This is a genomic window from Sorangium sp. So ce375 (assembly GCF_051473855.1).
GTDB lineage: Bacteria > Myxococcota_A > Polyangia > Polyangiales > Polyangiaceae > Sorangium.
The window spans coordinates 12,012,119-12,037,145 of the sequence record NZ_CP150335.1 but is presented as its reverse complement, the minus strand read 5'-3'; the positions used below and the strand labels follow the sequence as shown (position 1 = coordinate 12,037,145).

Genomic DNA, 25,027 nt, shown 5'->3' with positions numbered 1-25,027 from the left:
TCCCGTCAAGAGGTGGCTGCGGTGAAAGACCAGGGTCGGCGCGCCTTCACCATCGCGTTGAGGATGGTCAGGAGCTTGCGCATGCAAGCGGTCAAGGCGAGCTTGGCGGGCTTGCCAGCGGCGACCAATCGCTCGTAGAGCGACTGGAGGACCGGGTTGCAGCGCAGGCCCGAGACGCACGCCATGTAGAGCATCGAGCGCACGGGGGTGCGCCCACCGCGGATGCAACGGCGGCGCTCCTTGCCGCCGCTTTCGTCGTTGAACGGCGCAAGACCGGCGAGCGAGGCGATGGTCTTGCGGTCGAGCGTGCCGAGCTCGGGCAGCTCGACCAGCAGCGTCCGCGCCGTGCCCGGGCCGACGCCGGGGACGGTGCGGAGCAACTGGTCCTTCGCGCGCCAGATGTCGCTGCGCTCGATGTGGCCCCGCAGGTCCTCGTCGATGTCCGCGATCTCCTTGGTCAGCCAGTCGATATGGCGGTCGAGGCTAGCGAGCACGCGCTGAGTGCGTCGTGGTCCGAGCAGCGTGGAGCGTCGATTTTTCTCGGCGACGAGCTCTTGCATGAGCTGCCGGCGGCGCGCCAAGAGCTGCTCCAGGGCGAGCGTCGTCTCGTCGGGCATCTCGGTTCGCGATGGCTGCATGGCCGCCGCAAAGTGGGCGATGCACCTGGCGTCGAGCTTGTCGGTCTTGGCCAGCCTCCCGCTCGCCTTGGCGAAGTCGCGCACGTTGCGCGGATTGACCACGGCCACGGGCAGCCGCGCGACGCTGAGCGCGGCGAGCACGGTCATTTCGAAGCCGCCGGTGGCCTCGAGGACGATGAGCGCCGGTCCGATCGACGCCAGTTCCTTCGCCAGCGCCAGCAGACCGTCGTCGTCGTGAGCGCACCGCCACTCGCGCTTGGCCTCGTGCAGCGCGATGTCGAGGTGCTCCTTCGAAACATCGATGCCTACGTACTCTGCCATACTCTGGGACTTTCTTCCGGACGATGACGAAACGATCTCCCCGGCGCGCCCACCCTTGCAACAATGCGAGCTCTGGCTCAGGCAGCCGTTCGGGCTCTGCGAGGAGACCTACACCGCGGCGACCTCAGCTCCCTGACGGTCTTCCAGACCAGGGCGGGGTCGATCTGCCGCGGGGCAGCTTTGTTAACGCTTCGGCGCGCCCCCGACGAGCTTTCCCCCCAAGCTCCCCAAGTTGCCGGTCTCCCCCCGGGCCCCCCTCATCAGCGACGACGACGACGTAGACCAGGCGCTCCCGAGGGTCATACAAGGCGGGGAGCGAGAGACGGCAAGAGGGAGAAATTCATTTTTTCTTCCTCCCCGCCTCCCCGCCTCCCTGTGAAAATTCTCCGGGTTTCAACGTGATCGGTCTTCCAGGCGCAGCGCTCGCCCGGGCGCCTGGCGCCTGGCGCCTGGCGCCCGGGCGAGCGCCACCGCGCGGCCGCTCTCGGGAGACGGCGCACCCGGCGGTTCATCAACGAAAGCCGCCCCACCAGAAACGAAAGCCTCACCCGAACGACGCCTACGTAAATTCACGGACCCAGGTCAGGAGATTCCTGGCCCGGCTCCTGCATATGCCTGACACCGGAGCGCCTGAGGGACGGTTTCCCCCCCCACACCGTCGGACGGGCGCTCCTTTTTTCTTTTTGTGCGCGGCGACGCTCCGCGACTGCTCGCCTGACCGCTCGCCGTGCTCGCGCTGTGGTCAGCGATTCGGTCTGACCATCGCGCAGGCGCCCCTCGCCCGCAGAGCCAGGGCTGCTGCTCCATCACCGCGCGCCGAGCCGCGGTCGAGCCCGCCAGCATCGCTGTTCTGGCCGCTACGCTCCGGCCGGCGCACGCGACACGGGGACGGCACGGGACGTGCACTTACGTGCAGCCACTTGAAACGCGTGAACCACGCGAAACGCGCGAAACCTGGCTGGCGCGACACCTGATGGGGAATCACGTCGAGCTGGCATGAACATCGAACCGTCCCTCCTCTCCGCCGGGGTGTCGTGGGAGTGAGCATCACGCCGCCCGTTGGCTCGATCCGGGAGGGGGCCATTGCCTGGAGCGCAGACATGCTGAAGGTGGCGATCATCCTGGGGAGCACGCGGCCCGGCCGCAACGGTGAGGCGGTCGCGAAGTGGGTGTACGAGGTGGCGGCGAAGAAGGGAGGCGCCGACTACGAGCTCGTCGATATCAAGGATTTCGACCTGCCGCTGCTCGACGAGCCAGCGCCCCCGTCGATGGGGCAATACACAAAGCCCCACACAAAGGCGTGGGCGGCGAAGATCGCCTCGTTCGACGCGTTCGTGTTCGTCACGCCGGAGTACAACCACGGCACCTCCGGCGCGCTCAAGAACGCGATCGATTACCTGTACAAGGAGTGGAACAACAAGGCGGCTGGGTTCGTGAGTTATGGCAGCGCGGGAGGCGTCCGCGCCGTCGAGCACCTCCGGCTCGTGATGGCCGAGCTCCAGGTCGCGGACGTGCGCGCGCAGGTCACTCTCTCTCTGTTCGACGACTTCGAGAAGTTCAGCGTGTTCAAGCCCCGCCCCCGCCACGAGGCGTCTGTCGGCACCTTGCTCGACCAGCTGCTCGCGTGGGCCGGTGCGCTGAAGACCCTCCGCGACAAGTGAGCGACACGCGCTCGCGGCGCCTCGCTCTCCGCCGCCGTCAAGACGGGCCGCGCGCGCCTTCTGCGCCGGAGAGGAGGCGCTTCGCGGCGCCCGCGATGGAAGGAGCATCCAGCCCCGCCGCGTGCAGGAGCTCGGCCGGGGTGCCCGAGCCGGGCATCTCCCTCACGGCGAGGTGGACGACGCGCGCGACCACGGGCTCTTCGCCAGCCAGGCCTTCGAGCACGGCGTCGCCCAGTCCGCCCTCGGCCCAGTGATCCTCCACGACGATGGCGTTTCCAGCCGTGGCCCGCACCGCGGCGCGGATGCCGGCGGCGTCGATCGGCTTGATGCAATACGCGTCGACGACTCGAGCGGAGAGCCCGCTCGCCGCGAGCGCTGCGTGGGCCTTCAGCGCCTCGTGGACGGTGATGCCGGCCGCGATGATCGTCACGCGATCGTGGGGCGACTCGCGCAGCACCTTGCTCCCGCCGATGGGGAACGCCTCGGTCGAGTCGTACAGGACAGGCGTCTTCTCGCGCGTCGTTCGGAGGTAGACGATGCCCTTCTGGTCGGCCATGGCAGCGACCAACCGAGCGGTCTGATTGGCGCAGCACGGATAGAGCACGGTGCTCCCGTGGACGGCGCGCATCATGGCCAGATCCTCGAGCCCCATCTGCGACGGACCGTCCTCGCCGATGGATACGCCCGCGTGCGAGCCGCAGACGCGGAGATTGGCCCTCGACACCGCGGCCATCCGAAGGAAATCGTGGGCGCGCGTGAGAAAGGCCGCGAACGTCGACGCAAAGGGCGACCAGCGCCGGACGCTCAGCCCGACGGCGGCGGCCACCATCTGCTGTTCGCTGATGAACATCTCGAAATAGCGGTCCGGATGAGCCTTCGCGAACTCCTCGGCAAAGGTCGAGTTGCTGACCTCGGCGTCCACGACGACGACGTCCGCGCGCGCAGCGCCGAGCGCCTTGAGCGCGTCGCCGTAGGCTTTGCGCGTCGCGACGTCCGTGGAGCGCTCGTAGATCGGGAGCCTCAGGGGCTCGGCAGCGGGCCGCGGAGCGGGCTCACCCGGCGCCGGCGCCCGAGGCTTGATGACGAGGTCGCGCGTGCCTCCCAGCTCTTCGATCGCCGTCGCGCACTGCGCCTTGTCGAGCGCCTTTCCGTGCCAGCCGTCCTTGTCCTCGACGAGGGATACGCCCTTTCCCTTCACCGTGCGCGCGACGATCAGCGCGGGAGCATCCGAAGGGCGGAGGGCTTCGGCATAGGCGCCGGAGATGGCGGCAGGATCGTGGCCGTCGATCTCCAGCGCACGCCACCCGAACGCGCGGGCACGCGCTGCATAGGCGGCGGAGTCCCAGCCGAGGGGTGTCTGTCCGCGTTGCCCCAGACGGTTCATGTCGAGGATGGCAACGAGGCTGCCGAGCTTACCCTGCCGCGCGTGGTCGAAAGCCTCCCACATGGAGCCCTCGGACATCTCGCTGTCGCCGAGCAACACCCAGACACGGTAGGGCACCTTCTCGAGGTACTTCCCGGAGAGCGCGATCCCGACGCCGACGGGGAGCCCCTGACCCAGGGAGCCGGTGGCCACCTCGATCCAGGGGAGCGTCGGTACCGGGTGCCCCTCCAGCGGGCTTCCGAAGCGCCGGTAGGACAGGAGCTCGGCGTCGGAGATGACGCCCGCCGCCTTGAGCATCGAGTAGAGCAGAGGGGAGGCGTGGCCCTTCGAAAAGATCAGGTGATCGTTGTTCGGGTTCTCCGGATGGCTCAGATCCCAGCGGAGGTAGTCGCGGAGGAGCACCGCCATGAGATCGGCCGCCGACAGGCTGGAGGTCGGGTGCCCGGAGCCGGCCATCGTCGAGCAGCGGAGGCTATCGACGCGAAGCTGCTGGGCGAGCTCACGATAAGCGTGAGCTTGCTCGGAGCTGCTCCGGCGCGGCCCCTCGGTCCGGTCGCGCCCGCCGCGCGGTTCGTGCTCACGCTGAGGCACCCCCTGGGAGACGTGCGTCGCCCTCTCGCCCGGCGGCGCGTGCGAGCGGTCCCTCTCGGCCTTCAGCGCCTGCTCTCGATCATCCTGCGCAGGCAGGCCCCTGGGACGGCTCGGCGCGACGTCTTTCAGGGGGCTGCGTACGTGTTTCGGTCGTCTCTTCTCGGGTGACTTGGGGGCCTCTTGCGCCATGGCTGCTCCTGACGCTGCCGTCTCGATGCAAGCAGGGCGCCACCGCACACGAGCGTTCGCGAGCTGGGTAGCGGATCGGAGCATGCCGGCGACCTCCTCGGCCCGGGAGGACGCGCGCTCGCGGTCACGATGCGCGTCACCTGCTCGACCGGCCGATCGCGCACGAGCTCGCTGGCGATGGCCTCGACGCGCACGAACCCGTGCGCGCGCGACGACGCGACGACGCGAACGCGACGACGCGACGACGCGACGACGCGACGAGAGGCATTGCAACTGCGAACCGATTCGCATATGCATCCCATTGTGGGAGACCACGTGCGCGTGGTGCGCCGGCGTTGCGGAGGCATCAGCGCAATGGCGGGCTCCCATGGGCAGTGAATGTTCTTGCGGAGGGATCAGAGTCATGAACCACCAAGTTCGATGCGCCTTCTCGGCGCTGTTTGTCGCTGCGTCGGTGAGCGTGGCAGGACCAGCCAATGCAGACGTGACGACGTGGGGAGACGTATCGCCTCAGAATCCATCCGATCCTTGGGACCTGGGGCTGAACCGGCTCGTCGTGAGATCTGGGACGGTCGAGGTGACCGATGGTGGGACGTTGATCAGCCCCGGCGCGTCCGTGGACGGGGGGAGCGCCGATTTCGGCACCGTCCAGGTCGACGGGTATGGCTCGACATGGATCAACAATGGATCCATCGAGCTCGGCAGAAACTACACCGAGGGGTGGGTCGTCATCAGGAACGGTGCCGAGGTGATCACCGACGATCTCGTGGCGGGCTTCAGCGGCTCGCAGGGCTATGGCCGCGTGCTCGTCGAGGGGTACGACGCCACCTTGACGAGCAGAACGAACACCTACATCGGCGACCGCGGGCAAGGCCACGTCGAGCTCAAGCAAGGAGCGAGCTTCTTCTCACATAACGTCTATGTCGGCGGAGCCCACGGCTGCTCGATCTGCGGGGGCGAGATCGCCATCACGGGCTCCGCGACGACATGGGTGAGCACGGGGGAGTTCGTCCTTGGAGTGAAGAGCCGAGGCTTGCTGAACATTCAGCGCGGCCAGCTCTTCACGGTGGGCGCACGCATCGACGGCGATGACTTCATGAACAGCCACGCGAGCGTGAGCGGCTGGGGCGGCACGTGGACCAACCAGGGGCTCATGCGCGTGGGGGCGAACCGTGGATACGGCACGATCTCCGTCGGGGCTTACGGGACCCTCGTGACGGAAGACACCGAGATCCGCTCGGAGCTCGGCGGGGGCTTCGTCAAGGCGGACGACGTCTATGCCTCGTGGCTCAACAGCGGCGACGTCACCATCGTTGCCATAGGCAATCAGTCCCCCTCGCTCCTCGTCGGCAAGGGCGCTCTCGTGAGCATCGGCGGCCTCCTCCGGACCGTGCCGATGGTGAGCACCTATCCCTACCTGGGGCCCTCCGTGCGCCTCGCGGACGGCGAGCTCATCGCGGGCGCGATGGCGGTCGCGGAGGGCGACTTCGGCTTCGCCGGCGGGCGCCTCGAAATCGGCAGCTTCGAGGGCGATCTCGCCAACATGCAGGACGGCGAGCTCTCCGTTGGAGAGGTTTACCCTTCGACCGACATCGCCGGCAGCTACAGCCAGGGGCCGGGCGCCGCCCTCGGCATCACGGTCGCAGGATCGAGCGCCTTGCCGCTCCTCCAGGTGGATGGGGACGTCCATCTCGACGGGGCGCTGGAGGTCCGGCCGGCCGACGGGTCCGTGTCGTTCCAGGCCGGGGACACCATCGTCCTGCTCGGCTGGAGCGGTGACCTCACGGGGACGTTCGCTGCCGTGAACATCGCCTTGCCGCTCGCCCCAGGGCTCGCCTGGGACACTTCCGCGCTGTACACGACCGGCGAGATCACCGTCGTGACCGCGATCTGAGCGCCGCTGACCTTCCTGACCACACGCGATCCTCCCTCGAGTCAGGACGTCCGTGCCATCGGTAGGCCGCGCCCGCGCGCGCTCGTGTACGACAAGCCGCGCTGCGCCTCACAGTTCACTCGCGCGCTCGCTGGCAATAACCGCTCAGTGGCGCGTCCTGAGCAGCTCGCGTTCGGTGGGCACGCCGCGCGCGCCGGTCGCGCGGCCACCGCGGGGGATGCGAGCGCTCTGCGCCGCCGGGCGGGGGTCGACCGGGCGCGCGGCCTGCGCGGAGAGGGGGCGCGGCGCGGCCGCGGGGGCGGAGGCCTCCTTAGGCGCGGGGACGGCGGCCGCCACCGCCGCGGCGTCACCTGAACTCGCCGCCGGGCGTGGGCTCGCCTGGGCCGTGATGCGCGCCTGCGTGGCGCGAACGATGGCCGCGGCGTGCTCGTCGACGACGCTCGACGCCCGCAGCGCGGCGGGGACCTGGGCCTGGGCCCAGAGCGCGCCGGTCGACAGCACGACGCCAAGCGCCACGACGAGGCCGGCCGCGACGCCCAGCTTGCCCCGGCGCGCAGGCTCGGCCCGCTCGGCTCGCGCCGGCACATTCGAGGGGCCGACGGCGGCCTTGTAGGCGGCGACCATGACCTCGATCGAGGGGAACCGCTCCGCCGAATTCAGGGCGAAAGCGCGCGCGAACCAGGCCGAGAGCGCCGGCGGCGCCTCCGGGTACAGCGCCGGCCGCGGCGGCTGCGCTCTGGCCAGGATCGAGGCGAGCACGTCGCTCATTGTGTGGCCCGGGAAGGGCAGCCGGCCCGTGAGCGCCTCGTACGAGACCACCGCGAGCGCCCACATGTCCGAGTGCGGGTTGGTGTCCCCGTCGCACGCGTGCTCCGGGCTCAGGTACGCCGGCGTGCCCAGCACCACGCCGCTGGCGGTTCGACGGGGGAAGTCGGCTGGCAGATCCTTTCGGATCCACTTGGCGATGCCGAAGTCCGCGACCTTGGCGCGCACCTCGCCGTTGCGCTCCTCCTCGAGCAGCACGTTCGTCGGCTTGATGTCGCGGTGCACGATGCCGAGGCCGTGCGCGACGGAGAGGGCCTCGCCGATCTGGCCGAGGAGCGGGGCGAGCTCCGCCGGGGACATCGGCCCCCGCTCCTGCATGAGCTGCCTCAGGGACCGACCTCGAACGTAGCCCATGACGAGGTACGGACCCACGGCAGGATCGTTGCCGACGTCGCGCACGGCGACGACGTGGTCCGTCTTCTGCGCCAGCTGCGCCGCGACCTGGGCCTCGAACCGGAAGCGCTCCAGCGCGGTGCCAGCCTGGCTCTCGCGCTGGACCGTGAGGAGCTTGAGCGCGACGTCGATCCGCAGGGCCCTGTCGTGCGCGAGCCATACCTCGCCCATGGCGCCGCGTCCGACCAGCCGCACGAGCTTGTACCGCCCGGCGACGAGCTGGTTGCGCCGCGAATCCTGGGCCACGTCGCCCCGCCCGACAGCAGAAGAAGCGGGACCAGCGTCGCCGGAGCGGCTCGAGCGCGCCGCAACGGCATGCGCGCTGTCTACCGCCTGGAGACTGGCGTCAGATCGTCCACCGGAAGCCGATGCTTGCCACACGAGCGGTACCCTCCGTGCCGTCGTCGTGTCCAAGCTCATTGACGCACTGATACGACAATGCTCCTGGACACCGAGACCGGGGCATGAAAGCCACGATACCACAGGGAGGGAGAACCGGGAATCGCGAACGATGAAAGCGCCTCGCTCGGGAGGCTCCGGACCACCCTAAGGTGCGCAAGGGTGGTGGATTGGCGCCATTTCGGCGCCCTCGCCCAGGTCAGAATGTGGTTTTCGCGCCATCGACAAACCGCGCCAGGCTGCTTCGCCACACTTGGCCATCGAGCCAGTATCGCGTCGCCCAGGGACGAATCTGCGGTAGCGAACCGGGGCGTTCGGTGGGATCCGGCGCGGATTCGGGCAGGCGTGACGACGGATCGCAGCCCTTCGGACGGCGTGGGCCCAACCCGGGCCCCACGGGCGGGCCTCAAGCTTCGGGAGCTGGCATCGGCCGATCCGTCGCCCCGGGTCGCCTTGGTTGCCGAGCTTGCCAGCACCCTGAGCCGCGCCGTCGCCCTCGGGGACGACATGGCAGCCCGGGTCGTTCACGAGGCGATCGGTCGGCTGCCCGGGTTGCCGGTGGCGGCGATGTTCATGCTTCATGATCGTCATCCCAGTCATCGTAAGCACGCTCGGCTGCATCGCGATGACGGCCGAGGAGCAGCCCCACCTCTGATTTTCCACGAACTGCCGGGCGTGCCCACCGCGTTCCCATGGCAATGCCACTGCCTCGCAGTCTCCTCACGATCGCGTCCCGATCGTGGACGCCAGCCCGTGAGAGGCTCCGCCTGAGCACGCGGGTGAATTGATAGGCTACCTTCGCCGCTTCCACAGCCTCCCACTCGCGTCGTGTGCCAGAGTACAAGCTCGCGACGCCGACATCACTGATCCTCCCCAAAGGTCCTACGCCGCTCGCCCCGCGAATGTCCCCGGCCAGGGCCAGGAGGACGCGGGCGACACGTTCGTCCAGCGCGATCATCCGCCCGTCCGTCCCCTTCAGCACCCCGCGCGCGGCATCGAAGTAGAAGGCCAGATTGTCGGAACGCTCTCGCGGGAGTTGTTGGCGCGGGTTCTTTCGCGTTGCGACCCGCTGGCGCTCGTTCAACGCGCGCACCGCCGAATGAAGGGTCTTCTCGACAAACCCGACATAAGGCATCGACCCGTCAAACCTACACTTCGGCAGCCATCCGGCAATGACCCGGCTGATGCACCATGCGTCATACGATGTACCATCAGGCTTCTTCACCGCAGAGGCGGAGCCCTCGTCCCCACTTTGCTCCAGCAGAGAGCGCACAACGCCGACGAAGAAAGCATGGACATCCATCTCACGAATCCTAACGATACAATCTGCAGGCATGTCGAGGATTACAGGGTAAATACCAAGAACGTTATATATCTCGCGCCAGACGTTCAAGCAGTGAATCGGGAACGTCTGCGACAGCGCTTCGACCATGCGCAACCCGCACTTGAGCCCGGTAGGAATCGCCCCGCCGCACTCCGCCATGTATGACTCGATGTAGGCAAGGCTGATCTGCAGGTTGGACTGCACACGCCAGCTGTCATGCGCGTCGGCTTCGCGAAGCACCGGTTCGAACAGCGCCGGCGTGACGGGCGAGCCGCCGCACCGCTGCAGAATGCACCTCAGCCGCTCGATGAGCGACTTAAACCCCACAATCTGGCCACCGTCGAGGAAATCGCCGGAGGACGCAAGCAACGCGACCAGCCGCTGATCCACCCGGGTCTTCAGAAACTGCGTGGTGTCTTGCCTCTTCACCGCGAGCACCGGGGCCGCGTCCTCTATCTCTCGCCATGATTCGGTAAAATAGCGGGGATATCGGCTCCGGACCTCGGAGTAGTCGTGCCGCTTTCGCAGCACAAATTCTCCCAGCTGCTCGAATATCCCCGCCACGCGGATGATATCCTGGCGCGAGAATATCTCTCTGTACTGGAAGAACACGTCGAAAGCGTAGTCGCTCTCAAACAGGACGGATGTCGATATGTAGGCTGGCTCCGTGATCGACAGCAAAGACATGATGAAGTCGTCCTGGATTCTGCGAGCAGACATGTTTCCGTAGAGACCGCAGGTCGTCAACAACTCGCGATCCAGGAAATGAAGGTAGAGCCAACCATAGCCCACAAGTCTCACCTCAGGACATGAGACACAGCCGGGATCAGATCCGGCGCAAAGAGGGTCCTCAGATAATACAATGCTTTGCCCGCCAGCGCGTCGTCGCTATTCAACGCGATCGAGTTCTGAAACTCGCCGAAAAGCGCGACATCCGATCGCGAGTCTCCGACCACGACACAACGGCCGACCGGCACCCCCAGACGCGTGCATAGCGCCTGCGCGTGCTCGGGCTTGCCCGCGTCTCGCATCACGACACAGGAGGACATCTCTATCGGTCCTCGATGGACCGGGAACATGCCACCGATTACGTGATCAAACCGGAAGTGCTCCTTGAATTTGCTCGCGAAGAACGCGGGGCCCGTCGTGAGGACCGCGACATCGATGCGACGTGCTCGCGTCCAGCTCACCAGATCCAGCAACCCGTTCAACTTGGGAGCGCGCTTGAATGCCTGTTCGACATGATCCTCCGACAATTTACTGTAGAGGTCGAGGATCCGAGACGCATACGTATGGTTATCAATGAGGCCGGAACAATAGCTGCGCTCCAACTCCAGCACCACGCCCTCGGCCCCAAGAATTCGCGCAAGCTCCAGATTCGCGGTTGTCCCGGGGAGCAACGTTCCATCCATGTCGAAAATGATCAGACCGGCGCTCGCCTCGTCTCCGCTCCGCCCTCCGTCGCGCCCGTGGCACATGTGCATGTGGTACGCGTCCACCGCATCGGACGTGACGTGATTGATGTTCTCCGGCAGTTGATCGATACGAAACCAACCCACCGCATCATGCTTCTCTGGTTCGCACCGCCTGCACTCTCCCTCCTCAATCTGTCCGAGATAGGAGTAGGCGATCCATTGATTCTCATGATCGCGATGACAAGTGGCCGTCAGGAACCGTTGGACACGAATCTGGATCCCAAGCTCCTCCAATATCTCGCGCCGCACGGCTGCTTCCGGTGTAGCGTCGCCATCACTGAGGGCTCCCCCCGGCTGCGACCATAGCCCCCCGTCATTACGCGCCGTGACGCTTCGCAAGAGCAGGAGCACTTCGTTCAACTCATTCACTATCAGCGCTCCTCCTCCACGACGTGGACGCTCGTTGTAGCCGGAGAAGCTCATGATCCACCTCGAACGCCCGCGACCGCCCCCTGCCCGACAACGGCCTGAAGCGGCTCCGAGACGTCGATAGAAGGCAGAGGACACTGTGGCCTTCGCATGCGCTTCCGAGTCTCCATCAGCACGAATTCGATCCGCGCGGCGATCGGCATGACGGGGGCCGATACAATCTCGTACCCGAGCGACCTGTATGCACGTTGATTGAGCCTGGCGAGGGCGTTGGCCTCATCCTCAGAGTAGGGGCGCTGCGCATCGCGCTTGTACTCAGGCAGCGGATGGAGATCGAACACCAGATGATAGCGGCAACGGCGGCAGGCGTCTATGAAGGCATCCGAGGGAACGGTCTGATGGTACTCCATGAAGGCGATCGCATCCGCGATGCCGCGGTCGAAGAATACTGGCCCAGCGAGCCGCTGCGCAGCGTGGAACTGTCGCTCTTGCTGCCGCCAGAGCGAATCCACGAATTCGGTCAGGTGCGTCCATGGATAGACGTGGCCCCCGCGCTTCTGCTCCCGGTCGATCAACTCGCGCGCGATTTCTGTCATGACCACGAAGCCGCAGCGCTTCATTAGCTCTATGCTCGTGGTCTTTCCTGCTCCTGGAGGACCAGTGAGCACAACGAGGAACGGCTTTCTCGGGAGCTTATTCATGGGTCACCTCGGTCCACTCTTCCACGATTGACTGTGCAACAAGCAACCCGGTGGCAGCAGCCTGTACTAACCCGCGAGCGTGCCCAGCAGCATCACCCACGACGTATACACCGGGAGCCGTGGTCTTCATCGACGTCAGCTTGACCTTGTCCCAGCACTTTTCCAGCACAGGACCATAAACCAGATTGTATGGCGAGGCGAAGCCGGGACACACCTGATCGATCTGCCGTATCGCGTTCACCAAGTTTCGCCGGATCCTCTCGTCCAGGTGGAGCTCCACCTTTCCCGGCACCGCCGACGTCAAGGTGGGACGAACTGGGTTCGCGGTGAGGTCCTGCTCTGTCGTCTCCGCACCAGCGATGAAGTCGCACAGCCGTTGGACCGTCGCCCCGCCTCGCGCACGCCGGTTCTGCGCCTGGATGGAAGGAAGAAACTCGATGTACGGATTAATGCCTGCTGGCATCGAGATGCGGTTCAGCAGCGCAAGGTTGGTGTTCTCTGATCGCCGATCGCGCAGAGAGTAACCGCTCACGGTGGTCATGTCATCGTAGTAGGCGGCCAGCACGAATCCGCGCTGGCACAGGCAGAAGGTCCTTACCTCGCTGCCGTCGCTCGCCGCGATCTTGATCTTCGCGTCGCGATGGCATGCGGCAAGCCGTTCTGTCACGGTGTGCGGCATCTCCAGGCGAACACCGTGCTCGATCTCTGTGAATTGCCGTTCGATGCCGAGGCGGTCGAGAATGCCGCGCAGCCACCGGCCCGACGCCTTACCGGTGCCGAGCGAGAGGATGGAGGCCCGCGCAACCCGCAACTCTCCGCGATGGGTCCACGAGACGGAATGGCCGCCCATCTCGCATGGGGCAACGTCGGTCACGCGGGATTGGGACTGAATGATGACGCCGCTTTCCTGGAGCATTCTCTGCTTTTCCTGATAAAACTCCTGAATTGCCTCAGAGCCTGCATGGATCACGTCATAACCCTTGAGCTCCAGGTTACGCGAGCACAGCGACCTGGCCAGCTCGCTCGACTGCGTGCAACTCGTGGCCGTGCCGCCATCGCGGCGCAGTTTTTCATAGTAGGTTCGGAGCTTATCGTCGAGGGCGAGCACGGACGACAGCTTTCCGGCCATATGCAGCAGTCCGCTCCCTGCAGGCCAGAAGCTCACCTTGCCGTCCGAGTAGGCTCCCGCGCCCGCGATGCCATGGACGGCATGGCAGAGCTTGCACGGTGGACATAACGAGTGACTGGCCAGCGGGCAGTGCCGGCTGCCGATGTCCCTGCCGAGCTCGAGAATTAGGATGGATGCCTCCCTGCGCCGCTTTTTCAGCTCTTCGGCAAGAGCGAGGTTGGCAGGACCGCCGCCCACACAGATCAGATCGTAGCGGGGAACGTTCAGAGCTCTACCAGACAACCTGGATCGTACGGCGTACAGCACGGCGACCTCCTCTCGAACGACGGAAGCGGAGCGCTTCTCTCTCAATAGGTGAGAGAGGCTCCGGCCCGGGAAGCAAGCGGTCGATGCCATCAACGAAATGTGCGCGCGATACCGGTGTGTGCGCAGCCAGGAGGGGCCAATGCGCCCCCGTCAGCAGCTCAAAACGGGCTCAAGTCGGATCACGTTCACCCAGTGCTACTCCGTCTGCACCGCAACCTGGAGTATCCAGACACCATCGGCCGTCATGTTCTACACATCCGACGGAGACCGCTCTCGACTGCGGCGCTTGGCTGTCGGCGCTGCCCTCCGAAGAATCTACATGGTGCGCCTTTTACGGAGAGACCAGAGCAGATGGTCAGACTGGAGCGAACGCCAGATGAATTTGTGACTCTCTCCAGTTGAGCGCACGCGCGCTATATGTGACGCAGCAGACTGTCTCGCGCGTCGTGCATACCGAAGGTCTATCGGCGCGCGGTCGGAGGTGCCATGTCGAAAAGGGAAGAGCTCGCTCGCGTCCTGTTTACGGAGAAGCAGATACGACGTCGGGTGCAGCAGATGGGCGCGGATGTCACGCGGGACTACGCCGCATGTGACCTGATGGTCGTCGGCGTGTTGAAGGGGGCCGCGACATTCACGGTCGACCTGACACGCGCAATCAACTTACCTGTGACCATCGACTGGGTCGCCGCGTCGACGTACGGACGCGGAACTACGCCCGGGACGCCGCGCCTGCTGAAGGACCTCGAGGAGGATGTGAGCAACCGCGACGTGCTGGTCGTGGAGGACATCCTCGATAGCGGGGTCACGCTGTCCTGGTTGATGAACAGGATCCGGGATCGCTCTCCAGCCTCGGTGCACTGCTGCGTGCTGCTGCGCAAAACCTGTCCGCTCGCCGTGTCCGTCCAGCCCCGTTACGTTGGGTTCGACATCACCGCTCACTGGGTAGCTGGCTACGGCATTGATTATGCAGAGAGGTACCGCAATCTCGGCGATCTCTACGAGGTGAGCTTTCCCGTCACAACGGGCCGCGATGCGACAGGGCGTGAGGCATGATCGTCCAAGAACACGTCCTGTTCGACAGCCGTGCGTGGATCCGGCTCCTCGTGCTGTGTACCGCGATCCTCTTCGAAGGAATGAGCCTGTCGGGGATCAACGTGCAGCTCGCCGACATTCAGCATGATCTGGCTCTCCTGCCAGATCAGCTTCAGCTGGTCGCGAGCGCGTTTTTGACCGCCTACGCAGGCTTCCTGCTGGTCGGCGGCAGATGCGCAGATCGGTGGGGTGGCCGCCGCGTGTTTCTCTCGGGAGTCGCGGCGTTCGGCGCAGGATCGCTCGGCGCCGCCGTGGCGCATGATGCGATACAGATCGTTGCGGCACGAGCAGTCCAGGGAGCCGGAGCAGCGATCACCGCTCCGGCGGCAGTCGCCCTGATTGTCTCGGAGTTCCCGGACGGCGCCGCTCGCGGCCGGGCGCTCGGGGTCTTCAGCGCCATGGGGGCCTTCGGCTTCTCTCTCGGCGTCGTCGCGGGAGGCCTGGTCACGGCTGGGCTAGGGTGGCGTTGGGCATTCGGATTGTACGTGCCGCTAAGCGCGACGGTCCTGGTTGTCGCGCCCCGAGTGCTGACGGTAGGACGTAGTGAGCCGCGAGGCGGAATCGCGTGGCACCAGGCGCTGCTGGCGACGACAGGGCTGACCCTCCTGGTGTACGCGGTCGGTCGCATCGGCGCAGCACCCGCGAACGAGGTGATCGCCACCGGCTGCGTGGGGGCGGCTCTTGTGGCCCTGTTTTTCTACATACAATCTCGCGCGATCCAGCCGCTGTTACCGCTAGCGCTGCTCGCCGACCGCTGGATAGCGGCCGCCTGCATCGCGCTGGGAGGCGCGTTCGCCGCCGTCACTGGCGCGATGTTTCTGGTGTCGACGGCGCTGCAGGAACGCCATGGGTACTCCCCGCTCAATGCAGGCCTCGCTTTCCTACCCCAAGGGCTGATCGTGGGGCTCCTATCCGCTCCTGCCGCGCGTCTGGCGACGCGCTGGCGCTTGACGCCGCTCCTCCTCGTCGGCCTCGCCGTGCTCGTGTCGGGCCAGCTCCTCTACACCCGGGCCACCGACGCCGGATACACCGATCACCTCCTCCCCGCTGCCCTCCTCGTTGGAGGCGGGATTGCTTGCATCTATCCAGCGGCCACGATGATGGCCGCCGCGACCGCTGGGACGCATGAACAAGGCGTGGCCTCGGGCGTGCTGATCTCGTGCCAGCAGGCTGGCGGGGCGCTTGGCGTGGCGGTGGTCACCGCGATGGCAAGCCGAGCTTCAGCACACGACGGAGACAGAGCGGGCCTCGGTGCGTGCGCCGCCTTCGCCATCGCGGCGCTGGCTGCGTGCGCCAGCCTGCTGCTCTGGCGACTGGACGAGGGAACACGACGACGCTCCGCTAGAGGCGAAGCTGGGAGAACGCGGTTTCGATGAGCATCTTCGGGATCCGGGCGATCTGGATGAGCTTCTCGCCTTCGTCATGCAAGAGGGGCACGATGCGTTACCGAGGCTCGATCCGCAAGAGCTGCCGTTAGCAACTCGCGCGCCTCGACGGGCCCCCGAAATCCCGGGAGATGCAACGGATCGCGACGGTTCGCCCCCCGAAAATTCGTTGCCCAAGTTCGTCCCTGGTTGCGGGCGAGCGAGAGGTCTAGCCGAGCTGCCCGGCCCTCGGGGAGGGGGCTCTCCGCGCGGCGCGGGGGGGCCCGCCGAACTCGCCTGGGACGTTGCTCCTCCGGCTGCGCCGGAGGAGCAACGTCAATCGGGCTCGGACATCGGCCCGTCCCCCGCACCGCGCGGAGAGCCCCCTCCCCGAGGGCCTACGAGGGTCCCGCAACCAGGGAAGTCCTTGGGCAACGCGATACTAGGCATGAAGGAAACCCTATGGCGGCACCTGATGACTCGATGAGGGGCCGCCGCCCAAACAGCCATCGATCCTGCCAGAGCCCCCGTCGGGGCGGTTCCGCTGACCACTCCGCAGGTGCAGCAGCCGCCTTCATCGCCTTTCCACATTCACCATTCGATGTGGTGGAGCCGCCGCTGGATGCGGATGCTCCCGTCCGCAGCCGCCCTCATCCTCGACCGGTCGGGGCCCAGAGCCAGAGCGTGCCCCTCTGCGCGATCCCCTCACAGGATCCTCGTCCTGCCTGTCTCAAACCTGTTGGCATTCTCAGAACGGACGCGGCGGCGCGTCCTCGGACGGTCAGGGCGACACGCAGGGCACGCTCGGCGCGGCGTCCGGCGAGAGCAGCGGCGGCAGCCACCGCCGCAGCACCAGGGGCACCATGGCGTCGTGGGGCATCGGCTCCGTCGGCTGGAGCGGCTCGAGCTCGCGGAGGACGCCGGGCGCCGCAGGGTGCGCCTCGGCGCCCCGCTGGAAAGCGCGGCGGAAGTCGGCGATGGGGCGCTTGGCCCAGGACATCGTCTGCCACGACACGACGACGTGTGTGGTCGGACGCGAGCGGGCGAGCGGGAGGGCGATGTCGACGTCCATGCAGGTGTCGATCACGAGCGCCGCGTGCACGGGGGTGGACGCGCGCAGGGCGGTCGCGATGCCGCCCTCCTTGTTGCAGCCGCCGCCGGAGTGGCCCGCGACGACGACGCGCGCGCGGTCGAGGGTCGCGACCCCGCGCAGCCGCGCGGCCGTGGCGTCGAGGAACGCGTCCAGATCGAAGGCAGGCCAGCTCGTCCGCGCGACGGCCACGGCCGCCGGGAGCACGGCGCTCGGCGCCGCGACGAGCATCGGCGGGATCTGGCCCGCCTCCATGAGCTGCGCCGCGATCCGGCGCACGTCGCCCTCCTGGCCGCCCCCCATCCACCGATGCTCGATCCGCGCCTCGTTGGTGCCGTGCAGGAACACGAGGATCGGCAGCGGCCGCGCGGGCTCGGCGGCGGCCAGGCGGTGCACGAAGGCGCGCCCCCGCCAGCGCCGCTCCGGCGGCACCGCGGGCGCAGCGGCCCCGGCCTGCGCCGCGCCCGGCTCGGCGGCGCCGCTCGCCGGCGCAGACGGGTGCTCGTAGTCGTACGACGCGCCGTCGAGCTGCCCGGCCGCCGACGCCGACGGCGCGGCGGCCACCGGCGCAGGCTTCGGCTGCGCCCCCACGGGGCCCGGGGAGGACACGGCCGCGAGCCCCGCCGCGAGCGCAAAGGCGCGCGCCGCCAGCGGAGCGCGCGCGCCACCGCGACGCCCGGCGGCGGTCACCGCTGCTCCTGCGACGGGGCGGGCGTGGCGCTCGCGTCCCGCGGGATCGTGCGCTTCCGCTCGAAGCCGCGCGTCGGGTCGACCACCTTGACGTCGCCGAGGCGGCTCAGCGCCGGGCCGATCGCCTGGGCGTCGCCCACCACGACGAGCGCGGCGTGCGCGGGACGCACGTCGTCGGCCGCGACCTTGCCGGCGAAGGCCGGCGTGATGTCGCGGAGCTCCTTGCGGTAGCCCTCGTGGTGGTCGTCCGGCAGGTCGAGCGCCTGCATGACGGCGATCTCGTCCGCGAGCCCCGTGGCCGTCCCGAGGCCGAGGCCGAGGCCGGCCGTGAGCCGCCGCGCCGCCGCGTCGACCTCGTCCTGCGAGGGCGTCGCGGCCGCGAGCCGCTCCGCGTGCTCGACCATCGCCTGCGCAGCGAGGCCCGTCCGCGCCGCAGGGACGCTCACGCGGGCCACCAGCGGGACGGGCCCGTGCGCGACGTCGATCGTCGCCGCGGACACGGCGCGCGCCGGCCCGCGCGGCTCGAGGAGCTCCTGCGAGAGGCGCCCCGAGGGGCCGCCGAGGACCTCGCCCACGACCGCGAGCGCGGGCCACTCCGGGGCGCTGCGCTCGGGGCCGAGCACGCCCAGGAAGATCTCGCTCTCCGCGCTCTTCGGGCGATCGACGATGGTGATCTTGAGCGCCCCCGGCGGCACCGGATCGGTGAACGAGAGCGCCGGGGGCTCGTCGCCGCGGCGGTCGGTGAAGGCCTTCTCCACGGCCGCGCGCGCGGCCTCGGGCGTCGTGTCGCCCGCCACCACCACCACGGTGTTCTTCGGGACGTACCACGCCGCGTGGAACGCGCGGCAGTCGGCGGCGGTGATCCGCGGCAGCTCCGCCGCCGTCGCGCCGAACGAGGCGTAGGGGTGCAGCTCGGTCGGGAGCGCGTAGAGGTCGCGGAAGAGGACCATCAGCGCTCCCCAGCGGCCGTCCTCGTGCGCGCGGTCCCGCGCCGCCTCCACGGCCTGGGCCTTCAGCTTGGCGAGCTCCGCCGCGTCGAGGCGCGGCCGCTGCACGACGAGCCCGAGCAGCAGGGCCGCCTCCGCGAGGCGATCGCCGGGGGCGCGCAGGCTGATCACGGTCGCGTCGAGGCCCGTGTCGACCCGCAGCGAGGCGCCGAGCGACTCGACGCGCGCGAGCAGCTCGCGGCCGGGCAGGCCGCCGGCGCCGCCGCGCAGGAGCAGCTCGCCCGTGAGCGCGGCGAGCCCCGTGCGCTCGCCGTCGGCCGCGGACCCGCCGCGGATGACCACCCGGACCTCCACGAGCGGCAGCGCGCGGCTGACCGCCGTGGCCACGCGGAGGCCGCTCGGGAGCTCGACCCAGGCGATCGGAGGCATGCGCGCGGGCTTCGCGGGGCCGGACGGCGGCGGCTGGTCCCCGCGCGCGGCCTCGGGCGGCGGCGCCGCCTGTGTGGACTGCGCCGGCGCGGACTTCGCCGGCGCGGCGGCCTGCGCGGGCGGGCGCGGCGCGCCCCCGGCGCAGCCGCACGCCACGGCGGCCGCGAGCGCCGCGGTCCAGGAGAGCCAGGGGCGCGCCGTCCGCCGCCCGCGCAGATCGCGTCGCTCGCTTCGCTCGCTCATCGCGTCACGCCTTCCCATCGCCTCGTCGCGTCACTTCTTCCTGGGTTTCGCCGGCTTCGTCGGCTTCTGCTTCGGCGCGTGCCGGCTCGCCGCGCCGTGCGCCTTCGCCGGGCTCTTGCCCGGCGCCGCCTTCGCCGGGCCCTTGCCCGGCGTCGCCTTCTCCGCGCCCTGCCCTCGCGCCGTCTGCGCCGCGGCGTGCGCCCCGCCTCCGGCCTGCGGCGCGCCGGTCGACGCGTGCCCCTGCGCCCGCGGCGGCGGGGCGGCTCCCGGCGCCGCGGGGGGATAGGTCTCGACGATCGTCCGGCGCGTCGGGCCGAGGAGATCGCGCGCGACGCGCTGGACGTCCTCCCGGGTCACCGCGAAGCAGCGCGCGAGCTCGCCGTTCAGGTGGGCGGCGTCCCCGAAGAGCAGCTCGTGCTCGCCGAGCGCCCGCGCCCGCGCGCTCGCGTCCGCGAGGCCCGACACGAACGCCGACTGGAGCAGCCGGCGCGCCCTCGTCAGCTCGGCCTGCGAGGGGCCCGCCGTCGCGAGCGCCCGGATCTCGCCCTCGATCAGCTTCTCGACGTCGCCGACCCGGGCGTCCTCGGCGAGCCGCACGTCGATGGAGAACAGATCGGGCCCGCGGTGGCCGTCGATCGCGACCCGCACCGACCGCGCGACGGCCTTGTCCCCGACGAGGAGCGCCTCGAGCCGCGAGCTCTCGCCGCGCCCGAGCAGCGAGGCCGCGACCGCGAGCGCGTGGTGATCCGGGTGCTCGCGCGGCGGCACGGCCCACCCGTAGAGGATGGCCGGCGCGCGCGCGGCGGTGTCCCTCACGACGCCGGTGCGCTGGCTCGTCTGCTCGGGGAGCGGCGCGTCCTTGAAGGGCGCCGCGGTGACGGCGGGGATGCCGTCGAAGTACTCGTGCACGAGCGCCATCGCCGCGCCCGCGTCGAAGCCGCCGGCGATCGCGAGCACCGCCCTGTTCGGGCCGTAGTGGGCGGCGTGGAAGTCGCGGGCCCACGAGAGCTCGGCGCCCGCGAGATCGTCGGCCTCGCCGAGCGCCGGGTGCTCGTGGGGCCAGTACCCCTGGAAGACGAGCTCGCGGAGCCGGATCGCGCCCTGGCCGTAGGCGGCGCCGAGGACCGCGCCGCGGCGCTCGAGCGCGTCCCTGCGCTGCTCTTCGAAGCCCTGCGCGCTCGGCGCTGGCGCCCTCATGCGATCGGCCTCGATCCACAGCGCGAGCGCGAGCTCGTTCGCGGGCAGCGCCGCCGTGTAGGTGGTGCGATCGACGTCCGTCTCGGCGTGGAGCTCGCCGCCGCGCTCGGCCGCGAGGCGCTGGGCCTCGCCCGCCGGCAGGTTGCGGCCGCCCCGGGCCATCATGTCCATCACGACGCGCGCCACGCCGCTTCTGCCGCTCGGCTCGTCGCGCGAGCCCGCGTCGTACGTCACGGCCACCGCCACCGTGGGGGAGCTCTCGTCGGGGCTCAGCACCACGCGCAGCCCGTTCTTCAGCGTGATCCGCTCGATGGGCAACGCGAGCTCGAGCGGCGCTTCCGCCGGCGGCGCGCCGGCGCCCCGCGGGCGCGCCGCGTTGCCAGCCGACGCGCCCGCCGCACGCGCCGCGCTGCCGGCCGGCTTGCGCTGCACCCCGGGAGCACGCGCGCGCTGCGTCGAGGCGGGCCGCGGGCGTGCGGCAGCTGACGTGCGCGCGCCCGCCGGCGACCTGGCGGCGATCGGCGCCGGCTCGCCAGGCCGAGGCGCCGCTTTTGCGGAACCGGGCGCGCCGGCGCACAGCAGGCCGAGCGTCGCGAGCGCGGCCGTGAGGGCGCGGTGGAACAGGGTTCGGCTCACGGTCGTGGACACGGCAGGGCGATAGCACGTCGCCGGCCGGGCGCGCCCGCCTTGGCGCGGCGACGCCGATTCACCCTGCTTCACCCTGTCGGCCGACTCGCGTAGGCTCACGCCCCGAGCGCCGGACGTCACGAGCGCGCGCCGCCCCGAGCCCAGAGAGAACCGCCGATGCCCGACGTTGAAAATTTGATCAAAGCCGTGGTCGGAACGCTCGTCTTCGTCGCCGTCGGGCTCCTCGTCTTCCTGCTCGCGTTCGTGCTGATCACGAAGCTCACCCCGTTCTCCATCCGCAAGGAGATCGAGGAGGACCAGAACACGGCGCTCGCGATCGTGATCGGCTCGGTGATCCTGGGCCTCGCCTGGATCATCTCCGCCGCCATCCACGGCTGACGCGCGGGTCTCGGCGTTGGCCTCGGCCGAGCCCGACCTCCTCGGCGCGCTGCCGGCCGGGCCCCGCGGCGCGGCGCGCGGCGCTTTCATGTGGGGCCGCGGCCTCGACCTCGCGGTGTTCGGCGGCTCCGCGGCGGTCGCCCTCGCCCTCGCGGCGCTCTCGACGGGCGGCGCGCTCCCGACCTGGGGCTTCCTGCTCTTCGTGGTCGGCGTCGACGTGGCCCACGTGCACACGACGCTCTTCCGCACGTACCTCGACCCCGAGGAGCTCCGCCGCCACCCCGCGCTCTACGCCGGCGTGCCGCTCGCCTGCTACGCCGGCGGCGTCGCGCTGCACCTCGCCTCCGAGCTCACCTTCTGGCGCGCGCTCGCCTACGCGGCCGTGATCCACTTCGTCCGCCAGCAGATCGGGTGGGTCGCGATCTACCGCGCGCTCGCGGGCGAGCGCTCGCGCGTCGATCGCCTCCTCGACGACGCGCTCGTCTACGCGGCGACGGGGTGGCCGCTCCTCTACTGGCACGCGAACCCGCCGCGCGCGTTCCAGTGGTTCGTGGAGGGCGATTTCGTGAGCGCGCCCTGGCTCGCGGCCGCGGTCGGCCCGCTCGGCGCGCTGTACGCCGCGCTCGCCGTCGCGTACGTCGCCCGCGCGATCCAGCGGGCCTGCGTCGATCGCGCGCCGCAGAACCTCGGCAAGCACGTCGTCGTCGCGACGACCGCGGCGACCTGGTACGCCGGCATCGTCGCGACCGACAGCGACTTCCAGTTCACGGTCACCAACGTGATCGTCCACGGGGTCCCCTACATGGCGCTCGTCTTCGCGTACGCGCGGGAGCGGGCCCGCGAGGCGAAGCGCTCGCTGATCGCGCGCGTCCTCGCGTCCGGGCTCCTCGCCTTCCTCGGGGTCGCGCTGGCGCTCGCGTTCGTCGAGGAGATGCTCTGGGACCGGCTCGTCTGGCACGACCGACCGGAGCTCTTCGGCGGCGCCGTGGACGAGCCGCTCCTGGGGCCGCGCGCGCGTGCGCTGCTCGTGCCGCTGCTCGCGCTCCCGCAGGCGACCCATTACCTGCTCGACGCGGTGGTCTGGCGCCGTCGCCACACCCGCCCCGCCCAGGCGCGCGCGCTCGGGTTCCGGCCCGGCTCGCTGGATGGAGTGGAGGGCGAGGGGAGCGGACGGGGCGAGCGCGGCCCAGGCGGCGCGGGCGACGAGCGCGCGACGGGCGCCGGAGCGCCGTCGGCGAGCGGAGAGGCTTGACCCGCGGCGCAACTCCCGTAACCCTCGGCGCTTCGCATGGCTTCGCCCGCGGTGCCCGTGCTCCCGCCACGCCCCTCGCCCCCCGAGCGGCGCGGATCGGCGCCGCCCCGCGTAGCCCGGAACCATGATCCGGAGAAGATCCGACGATGCTGAGGGCATGCAATGCGTGCGCGGTCCTCGCCTGCTATCGCTCCTGCATGCTTGCGCAGTCTGGAAGAGGTAACAGCGATGAGTGAACCCTTGCCAACCGACGGGCTCAACGGGCCGCGCGTGACGCCGATTCCCCCGAACCCGCGCGCCCCCGTCCTCCTTGTCGACGACGACGCCGAGCTCCGCGAGATGCTCCGCGAGATGCTCGAGGCGTCGGGCTACGACGTCTACTGCGCCAGCAACGGCAAGGAGGCGCTCGATCTGCTGCACCAGGCGGACCCGCCCCCCGGGCTCATCCTGCTCGATCTGATGATGCCGATCATGACCGGCGAGGAGATGCTCGCCGCGCTGAAGCAGGTGCACGCGCTCGCGGCGATCCCGGTGACCATCGTCTCCGGTCACGACGGCCCGCCCGAGGGGACGGCCTACCTGAAGAAGCCCGTCGACTTCGGCGCGCTGCTCGGCGTGGTCCAGAAGACCTGCGGCTAGGCCCAGCGGCCGAGCGCGCTCAGGGCACCGACGAGCGCGCCCACCTTGACCGGGGACGGCGACCGCGGGGCCATCGCCGCGAACGCGAGGAGCGCCACGACGGTCAGCAGGAGCGCGAGCGCGAACGCCGCGGCGAGGAACAGGATGCCGAGCGACGCGCGCTCGCCCCCGACGTCGCCCGCGCCTTGGTCCGGGTCCTCGTCGCGTCGCTCCGGCTCATCCACGCTCCGCCCTCCGCTCGCCGGAAGTGCTTACCGCCTCGCGCAGGACGGCGCAACGGACGCGGCGGCGACGTCCGTGGTGGCCGCGTTCGCCTGGCGCGGCGGCGTCCTCGGCGGACGCGCCCGTCAGGACATTGTCTGTCCGGAAGGGCCATCGCCGTCCGCCGTCAACGGCTGTAGGTTCGCCTCCTCGGAGGGCGTGAGAATGGCCGAAGGCCGCACCAGCGACGCTGCGGAGAAGAGCGGACAGGCGAGCTCGGATCGCCTGTGGATCCTTGTCAACACAAGTCATCGTGAGTCTGCGTCAGACAGCGTGAGCGGCCGACGCCCCCGGGAAACCTTGGTGATACGTGACGGCGATACCCTCCTCGTCAGCGTCGATGTCGGCCGGGGGCGCAGCTCGGCGCTCACCGTGCCATTCAACGTGGTAGAGCTCGGTCGCCTCGAGGCGACGCTCGTGGTGCGGCTCGCGGCCACCTCCGGGCCGTGCGCCCCGTGCGCCGCGTGCATCGACGAGAGCCTCGCCAGGGCGGCTCAGGAGCCCGGGGGGCTCGACACCGAGCGCGTCTTCCGCGCGGTGCGCGCCGCGGTCGCCGGCTGCGCGCAGCGCGCGCACGGCGAGGGGCCCTGCGGCGCGGCCGACGCCGGCGGGACTCCGCCGGAGAGCGCGGGGCCGCGGCCTTCGGGCGTGCTCCGGCTCGCGCCGGCCAACGCGCCTCACGTGCCCGCGGGGGACGCGCCGGCGAAGGAGAGCGAGCTCGATATCCTGCTGATCATCTGAGTCGGGACTTCGCTCTTCCCGGGGGGCGCCCACGGCGGCTCGTGCTCCGGCGCCGCGGCGCGCGCGGGTCCGGCTCAGCGCCCCGGCTCACCGAGCCTCCCGTACCGCCGCATCACCTCGCGGAGCCGGTCGAGCGGGATGGCGTGGGCGACGTGGTCGTCCTGTCCGAACGTCGTCGTCGCCATGGTCATCGCGTTGAGGATGGCCTCTTCCACCGCCTCTTCGGCCCCCTGGAACATCGGATTCAAGCGCGCGTCGTCCACCTCGCGGCGGTTCGCGCGCCGGCGCGCCTCGCCGGCGCGCGGCGCGGGCGACGCGCCGTCGCCCGGTGCGGGAGGGAGAGGCCGAGCCCGAGGGCCGGCGCACGCGAGCAGCGAGGGCAGCAGGAGCGCCGCGGCGAGCGCGGCGCCGGCGGGAAGGCGGGGGCAACGCATCGGCGAGAGGATACTCCACCACC

General features: G+C 69.6%; 20 protein-coding genes. 8 read left to right on the top strand and 12 right to left on the bottom strand.

Going from position 1 to position 25,027, the window contains the following annotated elements; all coding sequences use genetic code 11:
- Positions 1 to 5 precede the first annotated feature (5 nt).
- Positions 6 to 959, bottom strand: coding sequence for an IS110 family transposase (locus WME90_RS44765; protein ID WP_437277021.1), 954 nt, complete (start codon positions 957 to 959; stop codon positions 6 to 8).
- Between the two features lie 1,100 nt (positions 960 to 2,059).
- On the opposite strand from WME90_RS44765, the gene WME90_RS44760 reads away from it, so the two are divergent.
- Positions 2,060 to 2,620, top strand: coding sequence for an NADPH-dependent FMN reductase (locus tag WME90_RS44760; protein ID WP_437278224.1), 561 nt, complete (start codon positions 2,060 to 2,062; stop codon positions 2,618 to 2,620).
- A 37-nt stretch (positions 2,621 to 2,657) separates the two neighbouring features.
- Here the strand turns inward: WME90_RS44760 and WME90_RS44755 are convergent, their stop codons facing one another.
- Positions 2,658 to 4,595 carry a transketolase gene (locus WME90_RS44755; RefSeq protein WP_437283741.1) on the bottom strand — a complete coding sequence of 646 codons (1,938 nt, stop codon included), beginning with the start codon at positions 4,593 to 4,595 and terminating at the stop codon, positions 2,658 to 2,660.
- 745 nt (positions 4,596 to 5,340) lie between these two features.
- Here WME90_RS44755 and WME90_RS44750 point away from each other — a divergent pair.
- On the top strand, positions 5,341 to 6,678 hold the full coding sequence (locus tag WME90_RS44750) for a hypothetical protein (protein ID WP_437278223.1): 1,338 nt from the start codon (positions 5,341 to 5,343) through the stop codon (positions 6,676 to 6,678).
- Positions 6,679 to 6,822: 144 nt separating this feature from the next.
- On the opposite strand, the gene WME90_RS44745 is transcribed toward WME90_RS44750, so the two are convergent.
- From WME90_RS44745 to WME90_RS44725, 5 genes are all read right to left on the bottom strand, one after another.
- The gene (locus tag WME90_RS44745) at positions 6,823 to 8,142 is read right to left on the bottom strand and encodes a serine/threonine-protein kinase (RefSeq protein ID WP_437278222.1); all 1,320 of its coding nucleotides are present in this window, start codon (positions 8,140 to 8,142) and stop codon (positions 6,823 to 6,825) included.
- 724 nt (positions 8,143 to 8,866) lie between these two features.
- On the bottom strand, positions 8,867 to 10,411 hold the full coding sequence (locus tag WME90_RS44740) for a hypothetical protein (RefSeq protein ID WP_437278221.1): 1,545 nt from the start codon (positions 10,409 to 10,411) through the stop codon (positions 8,867 to 8,869).
- 5 nt (positions 10,412 to 10,416) lie between these two features.
- Positions 10,417 to 11,517 carry an HAD-IB family phosphatase gene (locus WME90_RS44735; RefSeq protein ID WP_437278220.1) on the bottom strand — a complete coding sequence of 367 codons (1,101 nt, stop codon included), beginning with the start codon at positions 11,515 to 11,517 and terminating at the stop codon, positions 10,417 to 10,419.
- Positions 11,514 to 12,164 carry an AAA family ATPase gene (locus WME90_RS44730; RefSeq protein ID WP_437278219.1) on the bottom strand — a complete coding sequence of 217 codons (651 nt, stop codon included), beginning with the start codon at positions 12,162 to 12,164 and terminating at the stop codon, positions 11,514 to 11,516. Before WME90_RS44730 ends, WME90_RS44735 begins: the two co-directional genes overlap by 4 nt.
- The gene (locus WME90_RS44725) at positions 12,157 to 13,599 is read right to left on the bottom strand and encodes an FAD-dependent protein (RefSeq protein ID WP_437278218.1); all 1,443 of its coding nucleotides are present in this window, start codon (positions 13,597 to 13,599) and stop codon (positions 12,157 to 12,159) included. The genes WME90_RS44730 and WME90_RS44725 overlap by 8 nt, the downstream gene beginning before the upstream one ends.
- 486 nt (positions 13,600 to 14,085) lie before the next feature.
- Here WME90_RS44725 and hpt point away from each other — a divergent pair, with 486 nt between their 5' ends.
- Together hpt and WME90_RS44715 are read left to right on the top strand one after the other, a co-directional pair.
- Complete coding sequence (gene hpt / locus WME90_RS44720) at positions 14,086 to 14,652, top strand: hypoxanthine phosphoribosyltransferase (RefSeq protein ID WP_437278217.1); 567 nt, start codon at positions 14,086 to 14,088, stop codon at positions 14,650 to 14,652.
- Positions 14,649 to 16,067 (top strand): MFS transporter, encoded by a 1,419-nt coding sequence (locus WME90_RS44715; RefSeq protein ID WP_437278216.1) that lies wholly within the window; start codon positions 14,649 to 14,651, stop codon positions 16,065 to 16,067. The genes hpt and WME90_RS44715 overlap by 4 nt, the downstream gene beginning before the upstream one ends.
- A gap of 769 nt (positions 16,068 to 16,836) precedes the next feature.
- Here the strand turns inward: WME90_RS44715 and WME90_RS44710 are convergent.
- The 3 genes from WME90_RS44710 to WME90_RS44700 are packed head-to-tail and all read right to left on the bottom strand — an operon-like array spanning position 16,837 to position 21,287.
- Positions 16,837 to 17,835: a hypothetical protein gene (locus WME90_RS44710; RefSeq protein ID WP_437278215.1), complete on the bottom strand. Its 999-nt coding sequence runs from the start codon at positions 17,833 to 17,835 to the stop codon at positions 16,837 to 16,839.
- A complete protein-coding gene (locus tag WME90_RS44705; protein ID WP_437278214.1) occupies positions 17,832 to 19,454 on the bottom strand; it encodes a M16 family metallopeptidase in 1,623 nt (540 codons plus the stop codon). The genes WME90_RS44710 and WME90_RS44705 overlap by 4 nt, the downstream gene beginning before the upstream one ends.
- Positions 19,455 to 19,484: 30 nt before the next feature.
- Positions 19,485 to 21,287 (bottom strand): M16 family metallopeptidase, encoded by a 1,803-nt coding sequence (locus WME90_RS44700; RefSeq protein WP_437278213.1) that lies wholly within the window; start codon positions 21,285 to 21,287, stop codon positions 19,485 to 19,487.
- Positions 21,288 to 21,485: 198 nt separating this feature from the next.
- Here WME90_RS44700 and WME90_RS44695 point away from each other — a divergent pair, with 198 nt between their 5' ends.
- From WME90_RS44695 to WME90_RS44685, 3 genes are all read left to right on the top strand, one after another.
- Positions 21,486 to 21,677 carry a DUF350 domain-containing protein gene (locus tag WME90_RS44695; protein WP_437278212.1) on the top strand — a complete coding sequence of 64 codons (192 nt, stop codon included), beginning with the start codon at positions 21,486 to 21,488 and terminating at the stop codon, positions 21,675 to 21,677.
- 16 nt (positions 21,678 to 21,693) lie between these two features.
- Positions 21,694 to 22,929 carry a hypothetical protein gene (locus WME90_RS44690; RefSeq protein WP_437278211.1) on the top strand — a complete coding sequence of 412 codons (1,236 nt, stop codon included), beginning with the start codon at positions 21,694 to 21,696 and terminating at the stop codon, positions 22,927 to 22,929.
- Between the two features lie 228 nt (positions 22,930 to 23,157).
- On the top strand, positions 23,158 to 23,568 hold the full coding sequence (locus WME90_RS44685) for a response regulator (protein WP_437278210.1): 411 nt from the start codon (positions 23,158 to 23,160) through the stop codon (positions 23,566 to 23,568).
- Here WME90_RS44685 and WME90_RS44680 read toward each other — a convergent pair.
- On the bottom strand, positions 23,565 to 23,792 hold the full coding sequence (locus WME90_RS44680; protein ID WP_437278209.1) for a hypothetical protein: 228 nt from the start codon (positions 23,790 to 23,792) through the stop codon (positions 23,565 to 23,567). The genes WME90_RS44685 and WME90_RS44680 overlap by 4 nt on opposite strands.
- A gap of 340 nt (positions 23,793 to 24,132) precedes the next feature.
- Here WME90_RS44680 and WME90_RS44675 point away from each other — a divergent pair, with 340 nt between their 5' ends.
- Entirely contained in the window at positions 24,133 to 24,570 is a 438-nt protein-coding gene (locus tag WME90_RS44675; RefSeq protein WP_437283740.1) for a hypothetical protein, read from the top strand.
- A gap of 74 nt (positions 24,571 to 24,644) precedes the next feature.
- On the opposite strand, the gene WME90_RS44670 is transcribed toward WME90_RS44675, so the two are convergent.
- Positions 24,645 to 25,004: a P1 family peptidase gene (locus tag WME90_RS44670; protein ID WP_437278208.1), complete on the bottom strand. Its 360-nt coding sequence runs from the start codon at positions 25,002 to 25,004 to the stop codon at positions 24,645 to 24,647.
- Between the last annotated feature and the right edge of the window lie 23 nt (positions 25,005 to 25,027).